The organism is Microbacterium sp. 5K110 (genome assembly GCF_005774735.1).
In the GTDB taxonomy this organism is placed as follows: Bacteria; Actinomycetota; Actinomycetes; order Actinomycetales; family Microbacteriaceae; genus Microbacterium.
In genome coordinates this window covers 103060-119858 of record NZ_VBUM01000002.1, presented here as the reverse complement: position 1 = coordinate 119858, position 16799 = coordinate 103060, and the positions used below count along the sequence as shown (strand labels likewise).

Here is a 16799-nt window from a genome sequence, read left to right as displayed (position 1 = left end):
AGCTTCCGCCGGGTGTGCACCCCACGCTCCAGGCGTTCGGTTCGTTCGCTTTCCACCATCCAGGAGTTTTCGTGGCTGTCAAGATCCGTCTCAAGCGTCTCGGCAAGATCCGTGCGCCGTACTACCGCATCGTCGTCGCCGACTCGCGCACCAAGCGCGACGGTCGTGTGATCGAGGAGATCGGCAAGTACCACCCGACCGAGGAGCCCTCGTTCATCGAGGTCGACTCGGAGCGCGCCCAGTACTGGCTCGGTGTCGGCGCTCAGCCGACCGAGCAGGTGCGCGCCATCCTCAAGCTCACGGGCGACTGGGGCACCTTCAAGGGCGACAAGGACGCGAAGTCCACCGTCAAGGTCCGCGAGCCCAAGGCCGCCTTCGAGGTCGACGCCTCCAAGAAGTCGGTCGTCAAGCCCAAGGCAGAGAAGAAGGCCGACGCGGCTCCTGCCGACGAGGCGCCCGCCGCCGAGACCTCGGCAGAGTAAGTCCCGTGCTGTCCGCCGCGCTCGAACACGTCGTCAAGGGGATCGTCGATCACCCCGATGCCGTGACCATCCGTTCCTCCACCTCGCCCCGCGGCGAGGTGCTGGAGGTTCGCGTGCACCCCGATGATCGGGGTCGCGTGATCGGGCGCGGCGGTCGCACCGCCAAGGCGCTGCGCACGCTCATCACGGCCCTCGCCGACGGGCAGCGCGTCCGCGTCGACGTTGCCGACGACTGATGTCGGCCGGCGAAACCGCGGGCGCAGAGCCCGCCAAGACCCAGCTCCGTGTGGGCCGCTTGGTCAAGGCCCACGGCCTCAAGGGCGCGTTCAAGCTCGAGCTGTACACCGATGACCCCGAGGGGCGTTTCGTCCCCGGGAACACGTTCACCCTTCAGGTCCCCGAGTCCTCGCCGTGGCACGGCCGCGAGCTGAAGGTGCGGGAGTTCCGCTGGATGAACTCCCACCCCGTGGCTTTCTTCGAGGGCGTCGACGACCGCAACGCCGCCGAAGAGCTGGTGAAGGCGATCCTCTGGATCGACCAGGACTCCCAGGCCGCCCCCGCTGAAGACGACGCGTGGTACGACCACCAGCTCGTCGGTCTCGACGTGGTGCGGGACGGAGCCGTCATCGGCCGGGTCGCGCGCGTGGATCACTTCCCCGCGCAGGATCTCCTGATCGTGCGTCCCACGGGCCGTGGCGAGGATGCCGACGTCCTCGTGCCGTTCGTGAGCGCGATCGTCCCCGAGGTCGACATCGAGGCAGGACGCGTGGTCGTGACCCCGCCGGCCGGTCTCTTCGAAGAGCTTCCGGGCGAGGACGATGCGCCCCGCGACGACGCCGCCGATGCGGATGACGCGGCGGAGGCAGGCGACGCCGACTCCCACGGGGACTGACGTGCGCATCGACGTCGTCTCGATCTTCCCGACGATCTTCGACGCCCTCGAGGTGTCGCTCCTGGGCAAGGCCCGTCAGACCGGGTTGCTCGACGTGCGCGTCCACGACCTGCGGGACTACACGCACGACCGTCATCGGACCGTCGACGACACCCCGTACGGCGGTGGAGCGGGCATGGTGATGAAGCCCGAGCCGTGGGGTCTCGCTCTCGACGACATCGCCCAGGATGCCGCGGAGCCCCCCGTGATCGTCTTCCCGTCGCCCGCGGGTGAGCGCTTCACACAGAAGATCGCGCGCGAGCTCTCGCACGAGGACCACCTGGTGTTCGGGTGCGGACGCTACGAGGGCATCGACGAGCGCGTCTTCGATTACGCGGCCGGTCTCGGTCGTGTCCGCCTGCTGAGTCTCGGCGACTACGTGCTCAACGGGGGAGAAGTCGCCGTCATGGCGATGGTCGAGGCGATCGGTCGCTTGATCCCCGGCGTCGTCGGAAACCCCGAGAGCCTCGTCGAGGAATCGCACGAGGACGGTCTGCTGGAGTACCCCTCGTTCACCAAGCCGGCCTCGTGGCGCGGCCGTGATGTGCCGCCCGTGCTGCTGAGCGGCAATCACGGAGCGGTGGCGACGTGGCGGCGCGAGCAGCAGATCGAGCGCACCCGCGAGCGTCGGCCCGACCTGCTGCCCGACTGACGCGGCCCGCGGGGGTGTGGCATCCGCATCCGTCGCCGGATGCCACGACCGCGATGATGATCAGTCGACGCCGAGGAACGACCGGTCGGTGAGCACGATCGGCCCGTCGGTCGTGATGGCGACGGTGTGCTCCGAGTGCGCTCCGCGCGAGCCGTCGGCGCTGCGCAGGGTCCAGCCGTCGGGGTCGGTGATGAGCTGGTCGGTCGTCTGCAGGAACCACGGCTCGAGCGCGAGGACGAGTCCGTCCCGCAGCGGGTATCCGCGCCCGGCCTTGCCGTCGTTGGCGACGTGCGGGTCGCCGTGCATCGTCCGCCCGACGCCGTGTCCGCCGAAATCGGTGTTGATCGAGTAGCCGTCGCCGTGCGCGATCGCCGCGACGGCCGCGGAGATGTCGCCGATCTTGTGGCCGACGGTGGCGGCGTCGATCGCTGCGGCGAGGGCGCGCTGCGTCGTGTCGATGAGGGCGAGGTCCTCGTCGCGGGGCGTGCCGACGACGAAGGACACCGCGGAGTCGGAGACCCAGCCGTCGACCGATGCGGCGAAGTCGAGCGAGACGAGGTCGCCGTCGCGCAGCGCGTAGTCGAAGGGGAGCCCGTGCAGCACGGCGTCGTTGATCGAGGTGCACAGCACCTTGCCGAAGGGGCTCGCACCGAACGACGGGTGGTAGTCGATGTAGCAGGACTCCGCGCCCGCCGAGCGGATCATGTCGTGCGCGCGACGGTCGAGGTGCAGGAGGTTGGTTCCCACCTTCGTCTCGTCGCGCAGCGTCGCCAGCACTTCGGCGACGAATCGGCCGGCCGGGCGCATGGCGTCGATCTCGGCCGGTGTGCGCAGTTCGATCATCGGTGGTTCCCTTCGTCAGCCTCCCATTGTCCCCGAAGATCGCAACCGATGTGGAGACGTGCGCGGCGTGTGGACGGCGGCATCCGGGCTCATAGTCGCCGCACAGTGTCGCCGCGTACGCTTCGTGCATGATGCTGCGTCGACTCTTCCTGAGCTGGCTGTTCCCCGCCGCGTTCGTCCTGCCCCTGTGGCTCTTCATCGGGTGGATCGTCTTCAGCGGCGGGAGCGGTTGGGCCCTCCTGTGGCTCCTCGTCGCGGCTCCGGCGGTGTTCGTCTCGCACATCGTGATCGCGCTCCTGGTGCGCGCGCGGGGGAGCGTGCGTCTGGAGCGGGCGGCATCCTGGCGCGACGTCATCGGGGTCGGCGTCTGGCAGCTCTCGATCGTCGCGCTCGGGTTCTACGACGTGCGGATCTTCTTCCCCCTCCTGGTGCTCGGAGTGGTCGGCGCGCTCGCTCTGGTGTGGTCTTCGGCGGCGCAGCTGTGGGCCGAGGCGCGCAGCGGTATCGCGGTACTCCACACCGCCGACGGCACCGGCTACATCCCGCCGACGCGGGAGCAGCCGCGTCCCACGGTCGACGGCGACGTCATCGTCATCTCGGAGAAGCCCGCCGCGGACTGAGCCGGTTTGGCCGGTGCTCCCGTCCGTGGCAGAATAGGCGTTTGTGCCCTGACCGGCTCTGCCTCAGGGGAGTCCGCCGCATCCGCGGCCTCGGGCACGCCTCACTTTTTCCCATTCTTATCGTGCGATCGACCTGTGGCGGTCGCAGGAAGTGACGATCATGCAGATCCTCGACTCCGTCGACGCGGCTTCGCTCCGCTCCGACATCCCCGTCTTCGCCCCCGGCGACACCGTCAAGGTGCACGTCAACATCACCGAGGGCAGCCGCTCGCGTATCCAGGTCTTCCAGGGTGTCGTCATCGGTCGCTCCGGCGACGGTGTGCGCGAGACCTTCTGTGTCCGCAAGGTCAGCTTCCAGGTCGGTGTCGAGCGCACCTTCCCCGTGCACAGCCCCGTGATCGACCACATCGAGGTCGTCACCCGTGGTGACGTGCGTCGCGCGAAGCTCTACTACCTGCGCAACCTGCGTGGCAAGAAGGCCAAGATCAAGGAGAAGCGCGACCGCTGAGTCCGCTTCCCCGAACGCCCCGCGATCCGTCGCGGGGCGTTCGTCGTCTGCGGCGGCATCCTGTCTGATCGGATGCCGGGAACGTTCGGTGAGCGCGTCGGAATGTGCGAGGCTTGACCCGCGGTCTTCCGGTGTGCGGTGAGCCCGGCGAAGGATCAACATGAGCGACGAAACCGCAGCTGCACCGGCATCCGCCCCGACGACCCGTCGTCGGCGGGGAGCTCTGACGTTCGCGCGTGACGTCGTGGTGATCCTCGTGATCGCCCTGGTGGTGTCGTTCCTCGTCAAGACCTTCGTGGTGCGGTCGTTCTACATTCCGTCGGCGTCGATGAACAATACGCTGCTGCAGAACGACCGGATCCTGGTCGACGAGCTCACGCCGCGGTTCGGCGACTACTCCCGCGGAGACGTGGTCGTCTTCCGCGATCCGGGTGGCTGGCTTCCCGTGACCCCGCAGGCACAGCGACCGCCGCTCGTCGAGGCGACGGACTGGCTCCTGTCGCTCGTGGGCCTGTCGGCACCGGACAGCGACGACCACCTCATCAAGCGCGTCATCGGCACCCCCGGTGACCACGTCGTGTGCTGCAACGCGCTCGGTCAGACGACCGTCAACGGGGTCCCGCTCGAGGAGTCGTACGTGAAGCTGTCGCCCGGCGCGACGGCGCCCGAGCCCTTCCCGTACGACATCACCGTGCCCGACGGATCGCTGTGGGTGCTCGGCGACAATCGCAACAGCTCGAAGGACTCGCGCTACAACCAGGAGCAGCCCGGCAAGGGTTTCGTGCCGATCGACAACGTCGTGGGGCGCGCGTTCGTCATCACGTGGCCGTTCGACCGCTTCGGGCTGATCGACTTCCATCACGAGGTGTTCGCGGGGGTGCCCGCGCCCGAGAGCGCGCCGTGATCGAGCCGACCCTCACTCTCGAGCGGCGGCTGCTCAAGGAGCACGCGATCATCATCGCGTGCGACGAGGTGGGCCGCGGGGCTCTGGCGGGACCGGTCGCCGTGGGGGCGGCGGTGATCGATCCGACGCGGTCGCGCAAGCGGGTGCCGGCGGGACTGCGCGACTCGAAGCTCGTGCCCGAGGCGCGCCGGCCCGACGTGGCCGCCCGTGCGGCGGCCTTCGTTCAAGAGAGCGCGGTGGGCTGGGCGAGCTCCGAGGAGATCGACGAGATCGGCATCATCCGTGCCCTGGGTCTCGCCGCGGTCCGCGCGATCGCCGACCTCCGCGCGCACGGGATCGTGCCCGAGGATGCGCTGGTGATCCTCGACGGCAACCACGACTACATCACTGCGGCGGGGGAGCGCGGGCTGCGCGTGAAGCCGATCGTGAAGGCCGACCGTGATTGCGCGAGTGCGGCGGCGGCATCCGTCATCGCCAAAGTGGCGCGCGACACGCTCATGACCCACCTGCACGATGATCTGCCCGCGTACGGCTGGGCGCGCAACAAGGGCTACGCGAGCCGCGACCATCGCGAGGCGATCAGCGTGCACGGCATGAGCGTGCACCACCGGCACTCGTGGGCGATCGCGGCGGCGCCGACGCTGTTCTGACCCCCACGGCGGACGGTCTGCCGCCGCCGCGTCCCGCGCCTAGGATGGAAGCACCATGGATGACGACGTCTTCGAGGACTACGACCGCGAACTCGAACTGGCCCTGTACCGCGAGTATCGCGACGTGGTCTCGCAGTTCCAGTATGTGATCGAGACCGAACGCCGGTTCTACCTCGCCAACGACGTGAACGTCGTGCGCCGCGACACCGAGCACGACTTCTACTTCGAGATCTCGATGACCGACGTGTGGGTGTGGGACATCTACCGCGCCGACCGTTTCGTGAAGTCGGTGCGCGTGCTGACGTTCAAGGACGTCAACGTCGAAGAACTCTCTCGTCGCGACTTCCAGCTGCCCGAAGAGCTGTCGCTCGACAACTGACGGCTCCTCCCCAGCCGTCGTTCTTCGTCGGCCGTCCCCGATTCGGGTCTCTCGGCCCGCGGCGGTCGTCGACCGGATGCCACGCTCTCGGGCATGGCAGCGAAAGACGACTTCGGACGAGCCGGTGAAGAACGGGCCGCCCGCCACCTGACCGCGAACGGGTACCGGATCCTCGACCGCAATTGGCGATGTCCGCAGGGCGAGCTCGACATCGTCGCCGAGACCGCGGGATCGCTCGTCGTGGTGGAGCTGAAGGCCCGGACGAGCGAGGCGTTCGGGCACCCGTTCGAGGCGATCGACAGACGCAAGGCGACACGCCTGTGGCGCCTGGCGATGGCGTGGATCGCGGTACACCCCGACGAGGCGCGCTCCCGTCGGCTGCGCATCGACGCGATCGCGCTGATCGGCGCCGATCCCCGCACGGCCCGCCTGGAGCACCTCGAGGACGCGCTGTGACCGTCGCGCGGACGTGGGCCGTGGCCCTGACCGGCGTGCGCGGCGACCTCGTCGAGGTCGAGGCCGACCTCTCGCCCCAGACGCCCGAGTTCGCGATCATCGGGCTCCCCGACAAGGCCCTCGGTGAGGCCGGGCGGAGGGTGCGGAACGCCTGCACCAATCGCGGGCTCGAACTGCCCAAGCGACGGCTGACGGTGAACCTGTCGCCCGCGAGCCTGCCGAAACGCGGGTCGGCGTTCGACGTCGCGATCGCGGTCGCCGCGCTGGCGACGACGGGGACGATGGATGCCGCCCGCGTCGCTGACACGGTACACATCGGCGAATTGGGCCTCGACGGTCGTCTTCGCCCGGTCCCGGGGGTTCTCCCGGCGGTGTTGACCGCGCAACGCGCGGGCAGGTCGCGGGTCGTGGTGCCGGTCGCGAATGCGGCGGAAGCGGCGCTCGTCGAGGGCATCGAGGTGCGCGCAGCCGTCTGCCTCGCAGAGGTCGTGCGCTGGCACGGAGGCTCGAGCGAGGCGCCGGATCTTCCGGCGGTGTTGGCCGCGGACGAGCCGGCGTCCGTCGGGGAGGTCCTGGATCTCGCCGATGTCGTGGGGCAGCCCGACGCCGTGGAGGCCCTGATCGTCGCCGCCGCCGGTGGACACCATCTGCTCATGAGCGGCCCGCCGGGCGCGGGGAAGACGATGCTGGCGCGCCGTCTCCCCGGCATCCTGCCCGATCTGGACGACGATGCCGCGCTGTCCGTCGCCTCGGTCCGGTCGCTGTCCGGAGAGGTGGTGACGCGACTGTCTCGGACGCCGCCGTTCGAAAGCCCCCACCACGGTGCGAGTGCGGCCGCCCTGATCGGGGGAGGATCCGGAGTCGTGCGGCCGGGGGCCATCGCACGCGCGAGCGAGGGCGTGCTGTTCCTCGACGAGGGCGGCGAGTTTCCCGCGTCGGTGCTGGACGCTCTCCGGCAACCGCTCGAGAACGGTGTCATCCAGCTGCACCGGTCAGGGGTGTCCGCGACCTTTCCGGCCCGGTTCCAGCTCGTCGTGGCCACCAACCCGTGCCCGTGCGGGCAGTACGGCGTTCCCGGCGGAGTGTGCGAGTGCGCGCCGCAGGCGATTCGGCGGTACACGCGCAGACTCTCGGGACCGCTGCTCGACCGCATCGACCTCGACCTGCGGTTGCAGCGCGTGTCGCGCGCACTCCGCGACGGCGGATCGCCCCTGGTGACGACGACCGAGGCACGCGCCATCGTGCGGAGCGCCCGAGAACGCGCAGCGCAGCGATGGGCGGATACGCCCTGGCGACGCAACGCTGATGTGCCCGGTACCTGGCTGCGGGGCCCCGCGCTCCCGGACGGCGAGATTCTTCGTCCTCTGGACACGGCTCTGCGACGCGGTTCGCTCACGCTGCGCGGGTACGACCGTCTGCTGCGGGTGGCGTGGACCGTGGCAGATCTCGCCGGTCGAGATCGCCTGCACGGCGATGACGTGGGGCGAGCGCTGTTCCTTCGACAGGGGAGTGTCGCGTGAACGGCATCGAGCATTCCGCGGATGCGGTGGTCGAGGCCCTGGACGGTCTGGGCGTCGCGGGAGGCGTCGACCTCGCCGACGCTTACGCCCGGGTGTGGTGGACCGTGCTCGCTGAGCCCGGCGACGGCGCGGCCGGCGAGCTGATCGCCCGGTACGGCGCGATCGAGGCGCTCCGCATCGCGACGACGGACACCGACGACGAGTGGGATGCCGCTCGCGAGCGATGGCGCCCCCGCCAGAAGCCCGAGTTCGTCCGATCGACGCTGGAGGCTGCCCGTCGGGCGAGCGCTGCGCTGATCGTTCCGCCCGATCCGCGCTGGCCCGATCGCCTCGATGATCTCGGTGTGCACACGCCGCCGGCGCTCTGGACGCGAGGAGACCTGGGCCGACTCGCGGGCGCCGCCACGGTCGCGATCGTCGGTGCGCGCGCGGCGACACCCTACGGAGAGGGCGTCGCCACGGACCTCGCCGCCGAGCTGGCCTCCGACGGCGTGATCGTGGTCTCCGGGGCCGCGTACGGGATCGACGGAGCGGCACACCGCGCGACATTGAGGGCCGGGGGGAGCACCGTCGCCTTCCTCGCGGGCGGCGTGGACCGCGCCTATCCCCGCGGGCACGAGAGCCTCCTTGCCGGTGTCGCGGTGTCGGGCGCTGTGGTCAGTGAGACGCCGTGCGGGGCGACCCCCACCAAGTGGCGATTCCTCGCTCGAAACAGACTCATCGCTGCTCTGGCGGATGCGGTCGTCGTCGTCGAGGCGGGCCACCGGAGCGGATCGCTCAACACCGCCGCGCACGCGGCGCAGCTCGGGCGCGCGCTCGGCGCGGTTCCCGGACCCATTACGAGCGCGGCGTCGGCCGGCAGTCATCGCGTGCTCCGAGAGTTCGACGGTGTGTGCGTGACCTCGGCGGCCGACGTTCGCGAAATGCTCGGGGAGCGAGTCACCGGGTCCTCGGAAGGCGGCGCCGAGGGCCGCACCGACGACACCACGCGACTTCTCGACGCCCTGTCACCGCGCGCCGGGCGGGATGTCGACGACATCGCCCGTCGCGCCGGGTTCTCCCCGGATGACGCGCGTGCGCGGCTGGGGTTCGCCGAATTCGAAGGGCGTGCCGTGCGGGACGACGACGGCCGGTGGCGTTCGCTCTCCGCGCGGTGAGGATCTCCCCGCGCAACGAAGCACCGCGGCCGGGGTGCGCTCCCGGCCTCGGCAGCGGCGGGCAGATGCAGCGTCGTGTTCCGCGCCGGGGACGCCACCGCCGCCCCCGGCGCGCGTAGATGATCCGCCGTTCACCGCGCCGCGGACGTCGCCGCCCTCGCTCCGCGCAGATTCTCCGCCGATCACGCGCGTCGCACGCCGCCCGCATCGCGCGCCAGGGGCAGTCTTGTCCCGTGCGCATCTCCGAGGCGGTCGAGGGCTACCTGAGCCACCTCGGCGACGTGCGCCGGCTCTCGCCCGCGACGGTCCGCGCATACCGGTCCGATCTCGTCGATCTCGTGCGGGCAGCGGGAGATCCCGACGTGCGCGACGTCGACATCGAGGCGCTGCGGCAATGGCAGTGGGATGCCGCGACCGCCGGTCTCAGCAAGGCCACGGCCGCACGTCGCACGTCGGCGGCGAAAGGCTTCCTCGCCTGGGCGCAGGACGAGGGCCTCATCGACGCGGACCCGGGGCAACGGCTCGTGGCCCCCAAGCGGGGACGGAGCCTTCCCCGGGTCGCGACGGCACCGGCTCTCGACGGGCTGCTCGCCGACGCCGAGAGCGCAGCCCGGTCCGGAGACCCCGTCGCGCTGCGCGACCACGCCCTCCTCGAGATCCTCTACGGCACCGGCGCGCGCGTCTCGGAGATCTGCGGGCTCGACCTCGACGACATCGACCACGAGCGCCGCACTCTGCGGCTGCGCGGAAAGGGAGACAAGGAACGCGTCGTTCCCTACGGCGTCCCCGCCGCGCACGCGCTCGACGCCTACCTCGTCCGGGGCCGCGCCGGGCTCGTCGACCGCGGCGACGGGGGCGGCGGGCCCGCCGTCTTCCTCGGCGCGCGCGGAGGCCGCCTCGGACCCCGCGCCGTGCACACCCTCGTCTCGCGCATCGTCGCGCCCGTCGTGGGAACCGAGTCGCTCGGACCGCACGCCCTGCGCCACTCCGCCGCCACCCACCTCCTCGACGGCGGCGCCGACCTGCGTTCGGTGCAGGAGATCCTCGGTCACGCCAGCCTCGGCACGACGCAGATCTACACGCACGTCTCCGCCGAACGTCTGCGGGATGCGTATCGGCTGGCGCACCCGCGCGCCTGACGCACACGGACCGCTCCCGGCACGTGCGCCCGCGCATTCGCGCGGCTGACACGCACCGACACGCACCGCGGTTGCGCTTGGCTCCCCTCCACGCGGCGTCGTAGCGTTGCCGTGTGAACCGTCGCGCACGACTCGCCGCCTCGGTGATCGGGGTGCTCGTCGGAGTCTCGGTGCTCGTCGGCTGCGGACTCGCGCCCCAACCCGTCATCACCCGGCTGCCGCCACCCGCCACTTCCGGCACCTCCTCGAGCGCTGTACCGACCCCGTCGAACACGCCGAGTGTCGAGGCCGCGCCTTCGACGGCTCCCTCGCGGAGCCCGGACTCCGCCCGCGGTGCCGCCGACGGTGCGCTGACGGACTGCGGCGACGGGGGCACCGCGTCGGTCAACGGCGGTGAGCGGGCGGTCCGCGTCGAGGGAACGTGCGCTCAGCTCACGGTGTCGGGCTCCGCTCTCACCGTCGACGCGAGCGGCGCCACGATCGGTGTGCTGACCCTCGCCGGTGACCGCATCCGCGTCGTCGCGGCATCCATCGACAGCGCGACGAGCCAGGGCAACGACAGCGCCCTCGCCGTCGCGGGAGCCGTCGGACGACTGGACCTCAGTGGCGACCGTGCGACCGTGACGGTCGGCGGCGCGATCTCGTCGCTCCTCGTCCGCGGACAGGACAACACCGTCACCGCCGCCGGCGGCATCGGCGAAAGCGCGGTCGAGGGACGCGGCAACCGCATCGGCTGAGCGACCGCCATCACCCTCAACAGCACGGGAGCAGCACCGCCCGCGGCACTCCGCCGAGCAGACGCAGCGGATTGACGTAGTCGCCGTTCCAGCGCACCCCGAAGTGCACCGTGCCCATCGCCGCGTGGCCTCCCTCGGCCACCTCGCCGACCTGATCGCCGCGGGCGACGGCATCGCCGACGCGGAGCAGCGTCGTCACGGGCTCGAACGTCGTGACCAGGCCGTCGCCGTGGTCGATCGTCACCACAGGGCGACCGGCGACGGACCCGGCGAACGCGATCGTCCCGGCCGCGGGGGAGCGGACCCTCCCGACCGATCCGAGATCCACGCCGCGATGGCCGGCTGCGTACCGGTGCACGGGCGCCTCGAACGGCCGCACGATCTGCACGGCGTCGACCGGCCACACCCATCCGCGGTGCGCGAGCGGATCGTCGACACCGGCCCACGCCGGTCCGACGCCCCCGGCCCCCGCGATCACGACGATCGTGAGGAGCATGCTCCACCGTTGCGCGGTCGTGAGTCGAGCGTTCATGCCTCGATGCTGCCGGGGACGGGGGAGCCGCCGCGGGCATCGCGGACCGTTCCGTGCACGGCCCTCGAACCAGGCCGCGTGGGGAGGAGCCGTCCTGTATGCTGGAGGACGCATCCCGTCTCTCGGGATGACTCCGCGTGCCCACAGCGCAGCGCACTGGTCTCCGGATCAGCGCATCGCGCGGCATCCACACCCCACGGTCCTCCGCTCCGGCGGAAAGGCGGGTGTGCGCCGGGCACCAGGCTCGCCGCTCGATCGAACGGCGCGAACAACCGCAACCACGGCGTGAAAAGCGCCCAGAACAGGAGTACGACCATGGCCGTCGTCACCATCCGCCAGCTGCTTGACAGCGGCGTGCACTTCGGACACCAGACCCGTCGGTGGAACCCGAAGGTCAAGCGCTTCATCCTGACCGAGCGCTCCGGCATCCACATCATCGACCTCCAGCAGTCGCTGTCGTACATCGACAAGGCCTACGAGTTCGTCAAGGAGACCGTCGCGCACGGCGGCACCATCCTCTTCGTCGGCACCAAGAAGCAGGCGCAGGAAGTCCTCGCCGAGCAGGCCACCCGCGTGGGCCAGCCCTACGTCAACCAGCGCTGGCTCGGTGGCCTCCTCACCAACTTCCAGACGGTGTCGAAGCGCCTCGCCCGCATGAAGGAGCTCGAGGAGCTCGACTACGAGAACCCGGCCGAGAGCGGCTTCACCAAGAAGGAGCTCCTGCTCAAGAAGCGCGAGCTCGACAAGCTGCACAAGTCGCTCGGTGGTATCCGCAACCTGCAGAAGACCCCCTCGGCGATCTGGGTCGTCGACGCCAAGCGCGAGCACCTCGCCATCGACGAGGCCAAGAAGCTCGGCATCCCCGTCATCGGCATCCTCGACACGAACGCCGACCCCGACGAGTTCCAGTACCCGATCCCCGGCAACGACGACGCGATCCGCTCCGTGAGCCTGCTCACGCGCATCATCGCCGACGCCGCCGCCGAGGGCCTGATCCAGCGTCACCAGCCCGCCGGTGAGGAAGAGGCCGCCGAGCCCCTCGCCGAGTGGGAGCGCGAGCTGCTCGAGACCCCCGCCGAGTCGACCGAGGCACCCGCCGAGACCGGTGCCGAGGCCGTCGAGGCCGCGACCGAGTCGGCTGACGACGCCGCCGGCGCCGAGGCCCACGACGAGGCCGTCGCCGACGCGTCGGGCGAAGAGGCCGCCGAGGTCGCCGACGCCGAGGCCACCGACAGCAAGTAAGCCCGCCGCCGCTCACCGCGGCGTCACCCGCACAGGCTACGATCCGGCGGGGTCGTGACCGCGCCCCAGGGCGCTCACGGCCCCGCCGAGCTCACATCAGAACGCACAACGACAAGGAGACGCCACACCATGGCAAACTTCACGATCGCCGACATCAAGGCTCTGCGCGAGCAGCTCGGCACCGGCATGGTCGACACCAAGAAGGCGCTCGAAGAGGCCGACGGCGACGTCGAGAAGGCCGTCGAGATCCTGCGCCTGAAGGGCGCGAAGGGCAACGCCAAGCGCGCTGACCGCTCCACGAGCGAGGGCCTTGTCACCGCCCGTGAGACCGAGGGTGCCGTCACGCTCCTCGAGCTCGCGTGCGAGACCGACTTCGTCGCGAAGAACGACCGCTTCATCGCTCTCGCCGACAAGGTCGTGGCCGCTGCGGCCGCCGCCGGTGCCGACTCGGTCGAGGCCGCCCTCGCCGCCGACGCCGACGGCCAGACCGTCGAGCAGCTCATCTCGGACGAGGCCGCCATCATCGGCGAGAAGGTCGAACTCCGTCGCGTCCGCACCATCCGCGGCGACAAGTTCGAGGTCTACCTGCACAAGACCAGCAAGGACCTCCCGCCCCAGGTCGGCGTCGTCCTCGCCTACACCGGCGACGACGCGGAGACCGCGCGCAGCATCGCGCAGCACATCTCCTTCGCCAACCCTTCGTTCCTCACCCGCGACGACGTGCCGGAGGCCGACGTCGAGAAGGAGCGCGAGATCGTCACCGAGATCTCCCGCAACGAGGGCAAGCCCGAGGCCGCCCTGCCGAAGATCGTCGAAGGCCGCGTCAACGCGTTCTTCAAGCAGGTCTCGCTGCTCGACCAGGACTATGCCAAGGACAACAAGCTGTCCGTCGCGAAGGTCGCCTCCGACGCCGGTCTCACCCTGACCGACTTCGCTCGCTTCAAGGTCGGCGCGTAAGCATCGATGACAAGGCCCGGGATGCCACGGCATCCCGGGCCTTTTCCCTGCGCGCGCGACGTATCGGTCGGCGCAGCGGGGGCAGTAGTTTGATCAAGACGAGAGGACACCCCACGTGATCGATGAAGCGACCAGACGACGCCGCGTACTGCTGAAACTCTCCGGTGAGGCCTTCGGGGGAGGACAGTTGGGAGTCAACCCCGACGTCGTCAGCCAGATCGCCCGTGAGATCGCCGAGGCGGTGGATCGCGTCGAGATCGCGATCGTCGTCGGCGGCGGCAACTTCTTCCGCGGGGCTGAGCTCAGCCAGCGCGGCATGGACCGCGGCCGCGCCGACTACATGGGCATGCTCGGCACGGTGATGAACTCCCTCGCCCTGCAGGACTTTCTCGAGCAGGCCGGTGCCGCCACCCGCGTGCAGTCGGCGATCTCGATGACCCAGGTCGCCGAGCCGTACATCCCGCGTCGCGCGGTGCGGCACATGGAGAAGGGGCGCGTCATCATCTTCGGCGCCGGTGCGGGCCTGCCGTACTTCTCCACCGATACCGTCGCCGCCCAGCGCGCCCTCGAGATCGGTGCGACCGAGGTGCTCGTCGCCAAGAACGGTGTCGACGGCGTGTACACCGCCGACCCGCGCGTGGATCCCTCGGCGACGAAGCTCGACCACCTCACCTACAACGACGCCCTGCAGAAGGGCCTCAAGGTCGTGGACTCGACCGCGTTCAGCCTCTGCATGGACAACGGCATGGACATGCGCGTGTTCGGGATGGAGCCCACGGGCAACGTCACGCGTGCGCTGCTGGGCGAGACCATCGGCACTCTCGTCACTTCGTGACGCGCGGCGCGGGCCCGGGCTCCGGGCCCGCGCGCGGCTAGACTGACAAGTCAGTACCAACGAATGGAGTCACCGTGATCGCCGATGTCCTCGCCGATGCCGGAGCGCGCATGGACCGCGCCGTGGAGGCCGCGAAGGAGGACTTCGCGACCGTCCGCACCGGGCGCGCGAACCCCCAGATGTTCCAGAAGATCCTGGTCGACTACTACGGCTCGCCCACGCCTCTCGCGCAGTTGGCGTCGCTGAACAACCCCGAGGCCCGCACGCTCGTGGTCAACCCCTACGACAAGTCGGCGCTCAAGGCGATCGAGCAGGCGATCCGCGACATGCCGAACCTCGGCGTGAACCCCACCAACGACGGCAACATCGTGCGCGTCACGATGCCCGAGCTGACCGAGGACCGCCGCAAAGAGTACGTGAAGATCGTGCGCGGCAAGGGCGAGGATGCCAAGGTGCAGGTGCGCAACCTCCGCCGCAAGGCCAAGGACGACCTGGACGCGCTCAAGAGCGACGTCGGCGAAGACGAGCTCGTCCGCGCCGAGAAGGAGCTCGACGGTGTGACGCGGGCGCACGTCGACGCGATCGACGAGGCGCTCAAGCGCAAAGAGGCTGAACTGCTCGAGGTCTGAACCGTGCCCGAGGCCCCCGACGCCGATGAGACGGCGCCCGACCTTCCCTCCCGCCGGAGGGGGGATCCGGCGCGCCGTGCGCCGGCCACCGGCGAAGGCGTGACCGCGATCGAATCGCAGCTGCGCGCGATGCGCACGGATGCCGAACAGCACATCGCGCACGCCCGGGCGGAGTTCGACCAGGCGAACGAGCGCATCAAGGAGCGGACCGGCCGCGATCTGATCGTGGCCAGTCTCATCGGCGTGGCGATCGGCGTCGTGGTCGTCGCTTCGCTGATCTTCATCAAGGGGCTCTTCGCTCTCTTCGCGCTGGGGGCCATGGCCCTCGCGGTGTTTGAGTTCTCCCGCGCGCTGCAGGTCTCCGGCCGGCGGGTCGACGTCATCCCGCAGCTCGCGGCGGGAGTGCTGCTCCTGGCGAGCGGCTTCTTCGTGGGGCTGTGGTTGCACTGGGTGGCGACGCTCGCCGCGGTCGCGATCGTCGTGGTCTGGCGGCTCACCGCACAGTTGCACGCCGGCGACGGACGATCCCCGAGGGACGTCGTGGCCGACGTGCTGGTCGGCGCCTTCGTGCAGCTCTACGTGCCGTTCCTCACCAGCATGGCCATGATCCTGCTGGCCCAGGACGGCGGGGAGTGGTGGGTCCTCGCGTTCCTCGTGCTCGCCGTCGTCGCCGACACGGGTGCGTACGTCTCGGGTCTGACGTTCGGCCGGGGCGGGCGGCATCCGATGGCCCCCCGCATCAGCCCGAAGAAGACGTGGGAGGGCTTCGCCGGAGCTTTCGTCGCCGCTCTCATCGCGGGGGTGCTGCTGGCCGTCTTCATGCTGCAGCTGCCCTGGTGGACGGGGCTGATCTTCGGCGCCGTGGTCCTCGCCACCGCCACGGTCGGCGACCTCGGCGAGTCGATGCTCAAGCGCGACCTCGGCATCAAGGACATGAGCTCCTGGCTGCCGGGTCACGGCGGGGTGCTCGACCGGCTCGACTCGATCCTGCCCTCCGCCACGGCGGCGTTGGCGATGTACTACGTTCTGTCTCCCCTGGGGGTGTCATGACCGAGATTGCGACGACCCGTCCGCCCGCTCCGTTCCCCTCCGCGCCCGGACGTCGAAAAGGGTACGAGAAGCGGGCTGTGGATGCCTTCCTCGAGAAGGCTCGTGAGGCTTTCGAGGCCGACGAACCCGGGGCTCTCCGCTCGACCGAGGTCCGGTCCGCGGCCTTCCCCCTCGTCCGGGGCGGCTACGCCGTCGGACCGGTGGATGCGGCCCTCGGCCGGGTCGAGGACGCCTTCGCCGCCCGCGAACGCGACTACGCGCTGTCCCGCCTGGGCGCGCGCGCCTGGGTCGCCGAGACGCGCGATACCGCTCAGGTCGTGCTCGACCGGTTGGCTCGTCCCCCGGGTGAGCGCTTCGACCGCGTGGGGGTCCTGCACTACGGCTACAGCGTGCACGAAGTGGACATCGTCGCCGACCGTATCGCGCGCTACCTCGTCGCCGGCGATCCGATCACCCCGGAGCAGGTCCGTTCCGTGGCGTTCCGCCTGCAGCGCGGCGGCTACCGCGAGACGCAGGTGGATGCCGTGCTGGATGCGGTCATCGAAGTCATGCTGGCGGTCGGTTGAGCTGGGCGTG

At 70.3% G+C, this 16799-nt stretch carries 22 protein-coding genes; 20 read left to right on the top strand and 2 right to left on the bottom strand.

Translation table 11 applies throughout. From position 1 onward, the window contains the following. The first annotated feature begins 71 nt into the window (after positions 1-71). Genes rpsP through trmD form a run of 4 tightly spaced genes read left to right on the top strand, consistent with a single transcriptional unit; the run spans position 72 to position 2065 of the window. Positions 72-482, top strand: coding sequence for a 30S ribosomal protein S16 (gene rpsP, locus FE256_RS01260; protein ID WP_138172409.1), 411 nt, complete (start codon positions 72-74; stop codon positions 480-482). 5 nt (positions 483-487) lie between these two features. Further along, entirely contained in the window at positions 488-718 is a 231-nt protein-coding gene (locus tag FE256_RS01255; protein WP_138172408.1) for an RNA-binding protein, read from the top strand. Beyond that, entirely contained in the window at positions 718-1374 is a 657-nt protein-coding gene (gene rimM / locus FE256_RS01250; RefSeq protein WP_138172407.1) for a ribosome maturation factor RimM, read from the top strand. Before FE256_RS01255 ends, rimM begins: the two co-directional genes overlap by 1 nt. A gap of 1 nt (position 1375) precedes the next feature. Continuing rightward, entirely contained in the window at positions 1376-2065 is a 690-nt protein-coding gene (trmD, locus tag FE256_RS01245) for a tRNA (guanosine(37)-N1)-methyltransferase TrmD (protein ID WP_138172406.1), read from the top strand. A 60-nt stretch (positions 2066-2125) separates the two neighbouring features. On the opposite strand, the gene map is transcribed toward trmD, so the two are convergent. Beyond that, entirely contained in the window at positions 2126-2908 is a 783-nt protein-coding gene (map, locus tag FE256_RS01240; RefSeq protein ID WP_138172405.1) for a type I methionyl aminopeptidase, read from the bottom strand. A gap of 128 nt (positions 2909-3036) precedes the next feature. Here map and FE256_RS01235 point away from each other — a divergent pair, with 128 nt between their 5' ends. The 10 genes from FE256_RS01235 (at position 3037) to FE256_RS01190 (ending at position 10978) form a co-directional block, all read left to right on the top strand. Beyond that, complete coding sequence (locus FE256_RS01235; RefSeq protein WP_138172404.1) at positions 3037-3528, top strand: MFS transporter permease; 492 nt, start codon at positions 3037-3039, stop codon at positions 3526-3528. 160 nt (positions 3529-3688) lie between these two features. Further along, positions 3689-4036 carry a 50S ribosomal protein L19 gene (gene rplS, locus FE256_RS01230; protein ID WP_138172403.1) on the top strand — a complete coding sequence of 116 codons (348 nt, stop codon included), beginning with the start codon at positions 3689-3691 and terminating at the stop codon, positions 4034-4036. A 160-nt stretch (positions 4037-4196) separates the two neighbouring features. Then, positions 4197-4940 carry a signal peptidase I gene (gene lepB / locus FE256_RS01225; RefSeq protein ID WP_138172402.1) on the top strand — a complete coding sequence of 248 codons (744 nt, stop codon included), beginning with the start codon at positions 4197-4199 and terminating at the stop codon, positions 4938-4940. Next, the gene (rnhB, locus tag FE256_RS01220) at positions 4937-5590 is read left to right on the top strand and encodes a ribonuclease HII (RefSeq protein WP_138172401.1); all 654 of its coding nucleotides are present in this window, start codon (positions 4937-4939) and stop codon (positions 5588-5590) included. Before lepB ends, rnhB begins: the two co-directional genes overlap by 4 nt. 55 nt (positions 5591-5645) lie before the next feature. Further along, entirely contained in the window at positions 5646-5969 is a 324-nt protein-coding gene (locus tag FE256_RS01215) for a DUF2469 family protein (RefSeq protein ID WP_134126534.1), read from the top strand. 93 nt (positions 5970-6062) lie between these two features. Continuing rightward, a complete protein-coding gene (locus FE256_RS01210; RefSeq protein ID WP_138172400.1) occupies positions 6063-6425 on the top strand; it encodes a YraN family protein in 363 nt (120 codons plus the stop codon). Continuing rightward, a complete protein-coding gene (locus tag FE256_RS01205) occupies positions 6422-7945 on the top strand; it encodes a YifB family Mg chelatase-like AAA ATPase (protein ID WP_138172399.1) in 1524 nt (507 codons plus the stop codon). Before FE256_RS01210 ends, FE256_RS01205 begins: the two co-directional genes overlap by 4 nt. Continuing rightward, the gene (gene dprA / locus FE256_RS01200) at positions 7942-9102 is read left to right on the top strand and encodes a DNA-processing protein DprA (RefSeq protein WP_138172398.1); all 1161 of its coding nucleotides are present in this window, start codon (positions 7942-7944) and stop codon (positions 9100-9102) included. Before FE256_RS01205 ends, dprA begins: the two co-directional genes overlap by 4 nt. Before the next feature lie 233 nt (positions 9103-9335). Next, entirely contained in the window at positions 9336-10241 is a 906-nt protein-coding gene (locus tag FE256_RS01195) for a tyrosine recombinase XerC (RefSeq protein WP_138172397.1), read from the top strand. Between the two features lie 113 nt (positions 10242-10354). Beyond that, positions 10355-10978, top strand: coding sequence for a DUF3060 domain-containing protein (locus tag FE256_RS01190; RefSeq protein WP_138172396.1), 624 nt, complete (start codon positions 10355-10357; stop codon positions 10976-10978). 16 nt (positions 10979-10994) lie between these two features. On the opposite strand, the gene FE256_RS01185 is transcribed toward FE256_RS01190, so the two are convergent. Continuing rightward, positions 10995-11510 carry a murein hydrolase activator EnvC family protein gene (locus FE256_RS01185; RefSeq protein WP_252370863.1) on the bottom strand — a complete coding sequence of 172 codons (516 nt, stop codon included), beginning with the start codon at positions 11508-11510 and terminating at the stop codon, positions 10995-10997. 315 nt (positions 11511-11825) lie between these two features. Here FE256_RS01185 and rpsB point away from each other — a divergent pair, with 315 nt between their 5' ends. The 6 genes from rpsB to FE256_RS01155 all read left to right on the top strand — a co-directional run bounded on the left by rpsB (position 11826) and on the right by FE256_RS01155 (position 16789). Further along, positions 11826-12752 (top strand): 30S ribosomal protein S2, encoded by a 927-nt coding sequence (gene rpsB, locus FE256_RS01180; RefSeq protein ID WP_138172395.1) that lies wholly within the window; start codon positions 11826-11828, stop codon positions 12750-12752. Positions 12753-12881: 129 nt separating this feature from the next. Beyond that, positions 12882-13709, top strand: a complete 828-nt coding sequence (gene tsf, locus FE256_RS01175; protein WP_138172394.1) for a translation elongation factor Ts — start codon at positions 12882-12884, stop codon at positions 13707-13709. Positions 13710-13824: 115 nt separating this feature from the next. Beyond that, entirely contained in the window at positions 13825-14544 is a 720-nt protein-coding gene (pyrH, locus tag FE256_RS01170) for a UMP kinase (protein WP_138172393.1), read from the top strand. Positions 14545-14618: 74 nt separating this feature from the next. Further along, on the top strand, positions 14619-15173 hold the full coding sequence (gene frr / locus FE256_RS01165) for a ribosome recycling factor (RefSeq protein ID WP_138172392.1): 555 nt from the start codon (positions 14619-14621) through the stop codon (positions 15171-15173). A 99-nt stretch (positions 15174-15272) separates the two neighbouring features. Beyond that, positions 15273-16223 (top strand): phosphatidate cytidylyltransferase, encoded by a 951-nt coding sequence (locus FE256_RS01160; protein ID WP_252370862.1) that lies wholly within the window; start codon positions 15273-15275, stop codon positions 16221-16223. Further along, positions 16220-16789, top strand: coding sequence for a DivIVA domain-containing protein (locus FE256_RS01155; protein ID WP_138172391.1), 570 nt, complete (start codon positions 16220-16222; stop codon positions 16787-16789). Before FE256_RS01160 ends, FE256_RS01155 begins: the two co-directional genes overlap by 4 nt. The last annotated feature ends 10 nt before the right edge of the window (positions 16790-16799 follow it).

Bases quoted from the DNA above. Each gene is read 5' to 3' on its own strand.
- map (WP_138172405.1), bottom strand. From the start codon at position 2,908: ATGATCGAACTGCGCACACCGGCCGAGATCGACGCCATGCGCCCGGCC.
- FE256_RS01210 (WP_138172400.1), top strand. From the start codon at position 6,063: ATGGCAGCGAAAGACGACTTCGGACGAGCCGGTGAAGAACGGGCCGCC.
- tsf (WP_138172394.1), top strand. From the start codon at position 12,882: ATGGCAAACTTCACGATCGCCGACATCAAGGCTCTGCGCGAGCAGCTC.
- lepB (WP_138172402.1), top strand. From the start codon at position 4,197: ATGAGCGACGAAACCGCAGCTGCACCGGCATCCGCCCCGACGACCCGT.
- FE256_RS01215 (WP_134126534.1), top strand. From the start codon at position 5,646: ATGGATGACGACGTCTTCGAGGACTACGACCGCGAACTCGAACTGGCC.
- rimM (WP_138172407.1), top strand. From the start codon at position 718: ATGTCGGCCGGCGAAACCGCGGGCGCAGAGCCCGCCAAGACCCAGCTC.
- rplS (WP_138172403.1), top strand. From the start codon at position 3,689: ATGCAGATCCTCGACTCCGTCGACGCGGCTTCGCTCCGCTCCGACATC.
- FE256_RS01185 (WP_252370863.1), bottom strand. From the start codon at position 11,510: ATGAACGCTCGACTCACGACCGCGCAACGGTGGAGCATGCTCCTCACG.
- FE256_RS01235 (WP_138172404.1), top strand. From the start codon at position 3,037: ATGATGCTGCGTCGACTCTTCCTGAGCTGGCTGTTCCCCGCCGCGTTC.
- FE256_RS01155 (WP_138172391.1), top strand. From the start codon at position 16,220: ATGACCGAGATTGCGACGACCCGTCCGCCCGCTCCGTTCCCCTCCGCG.
- rpsB (WP_138172395.1), top strand. From the start codon at position 11,826: ATGGCCGTCGTCACCATCCGCCAGCTGCTTGACAGCGGCGTGCACTTC.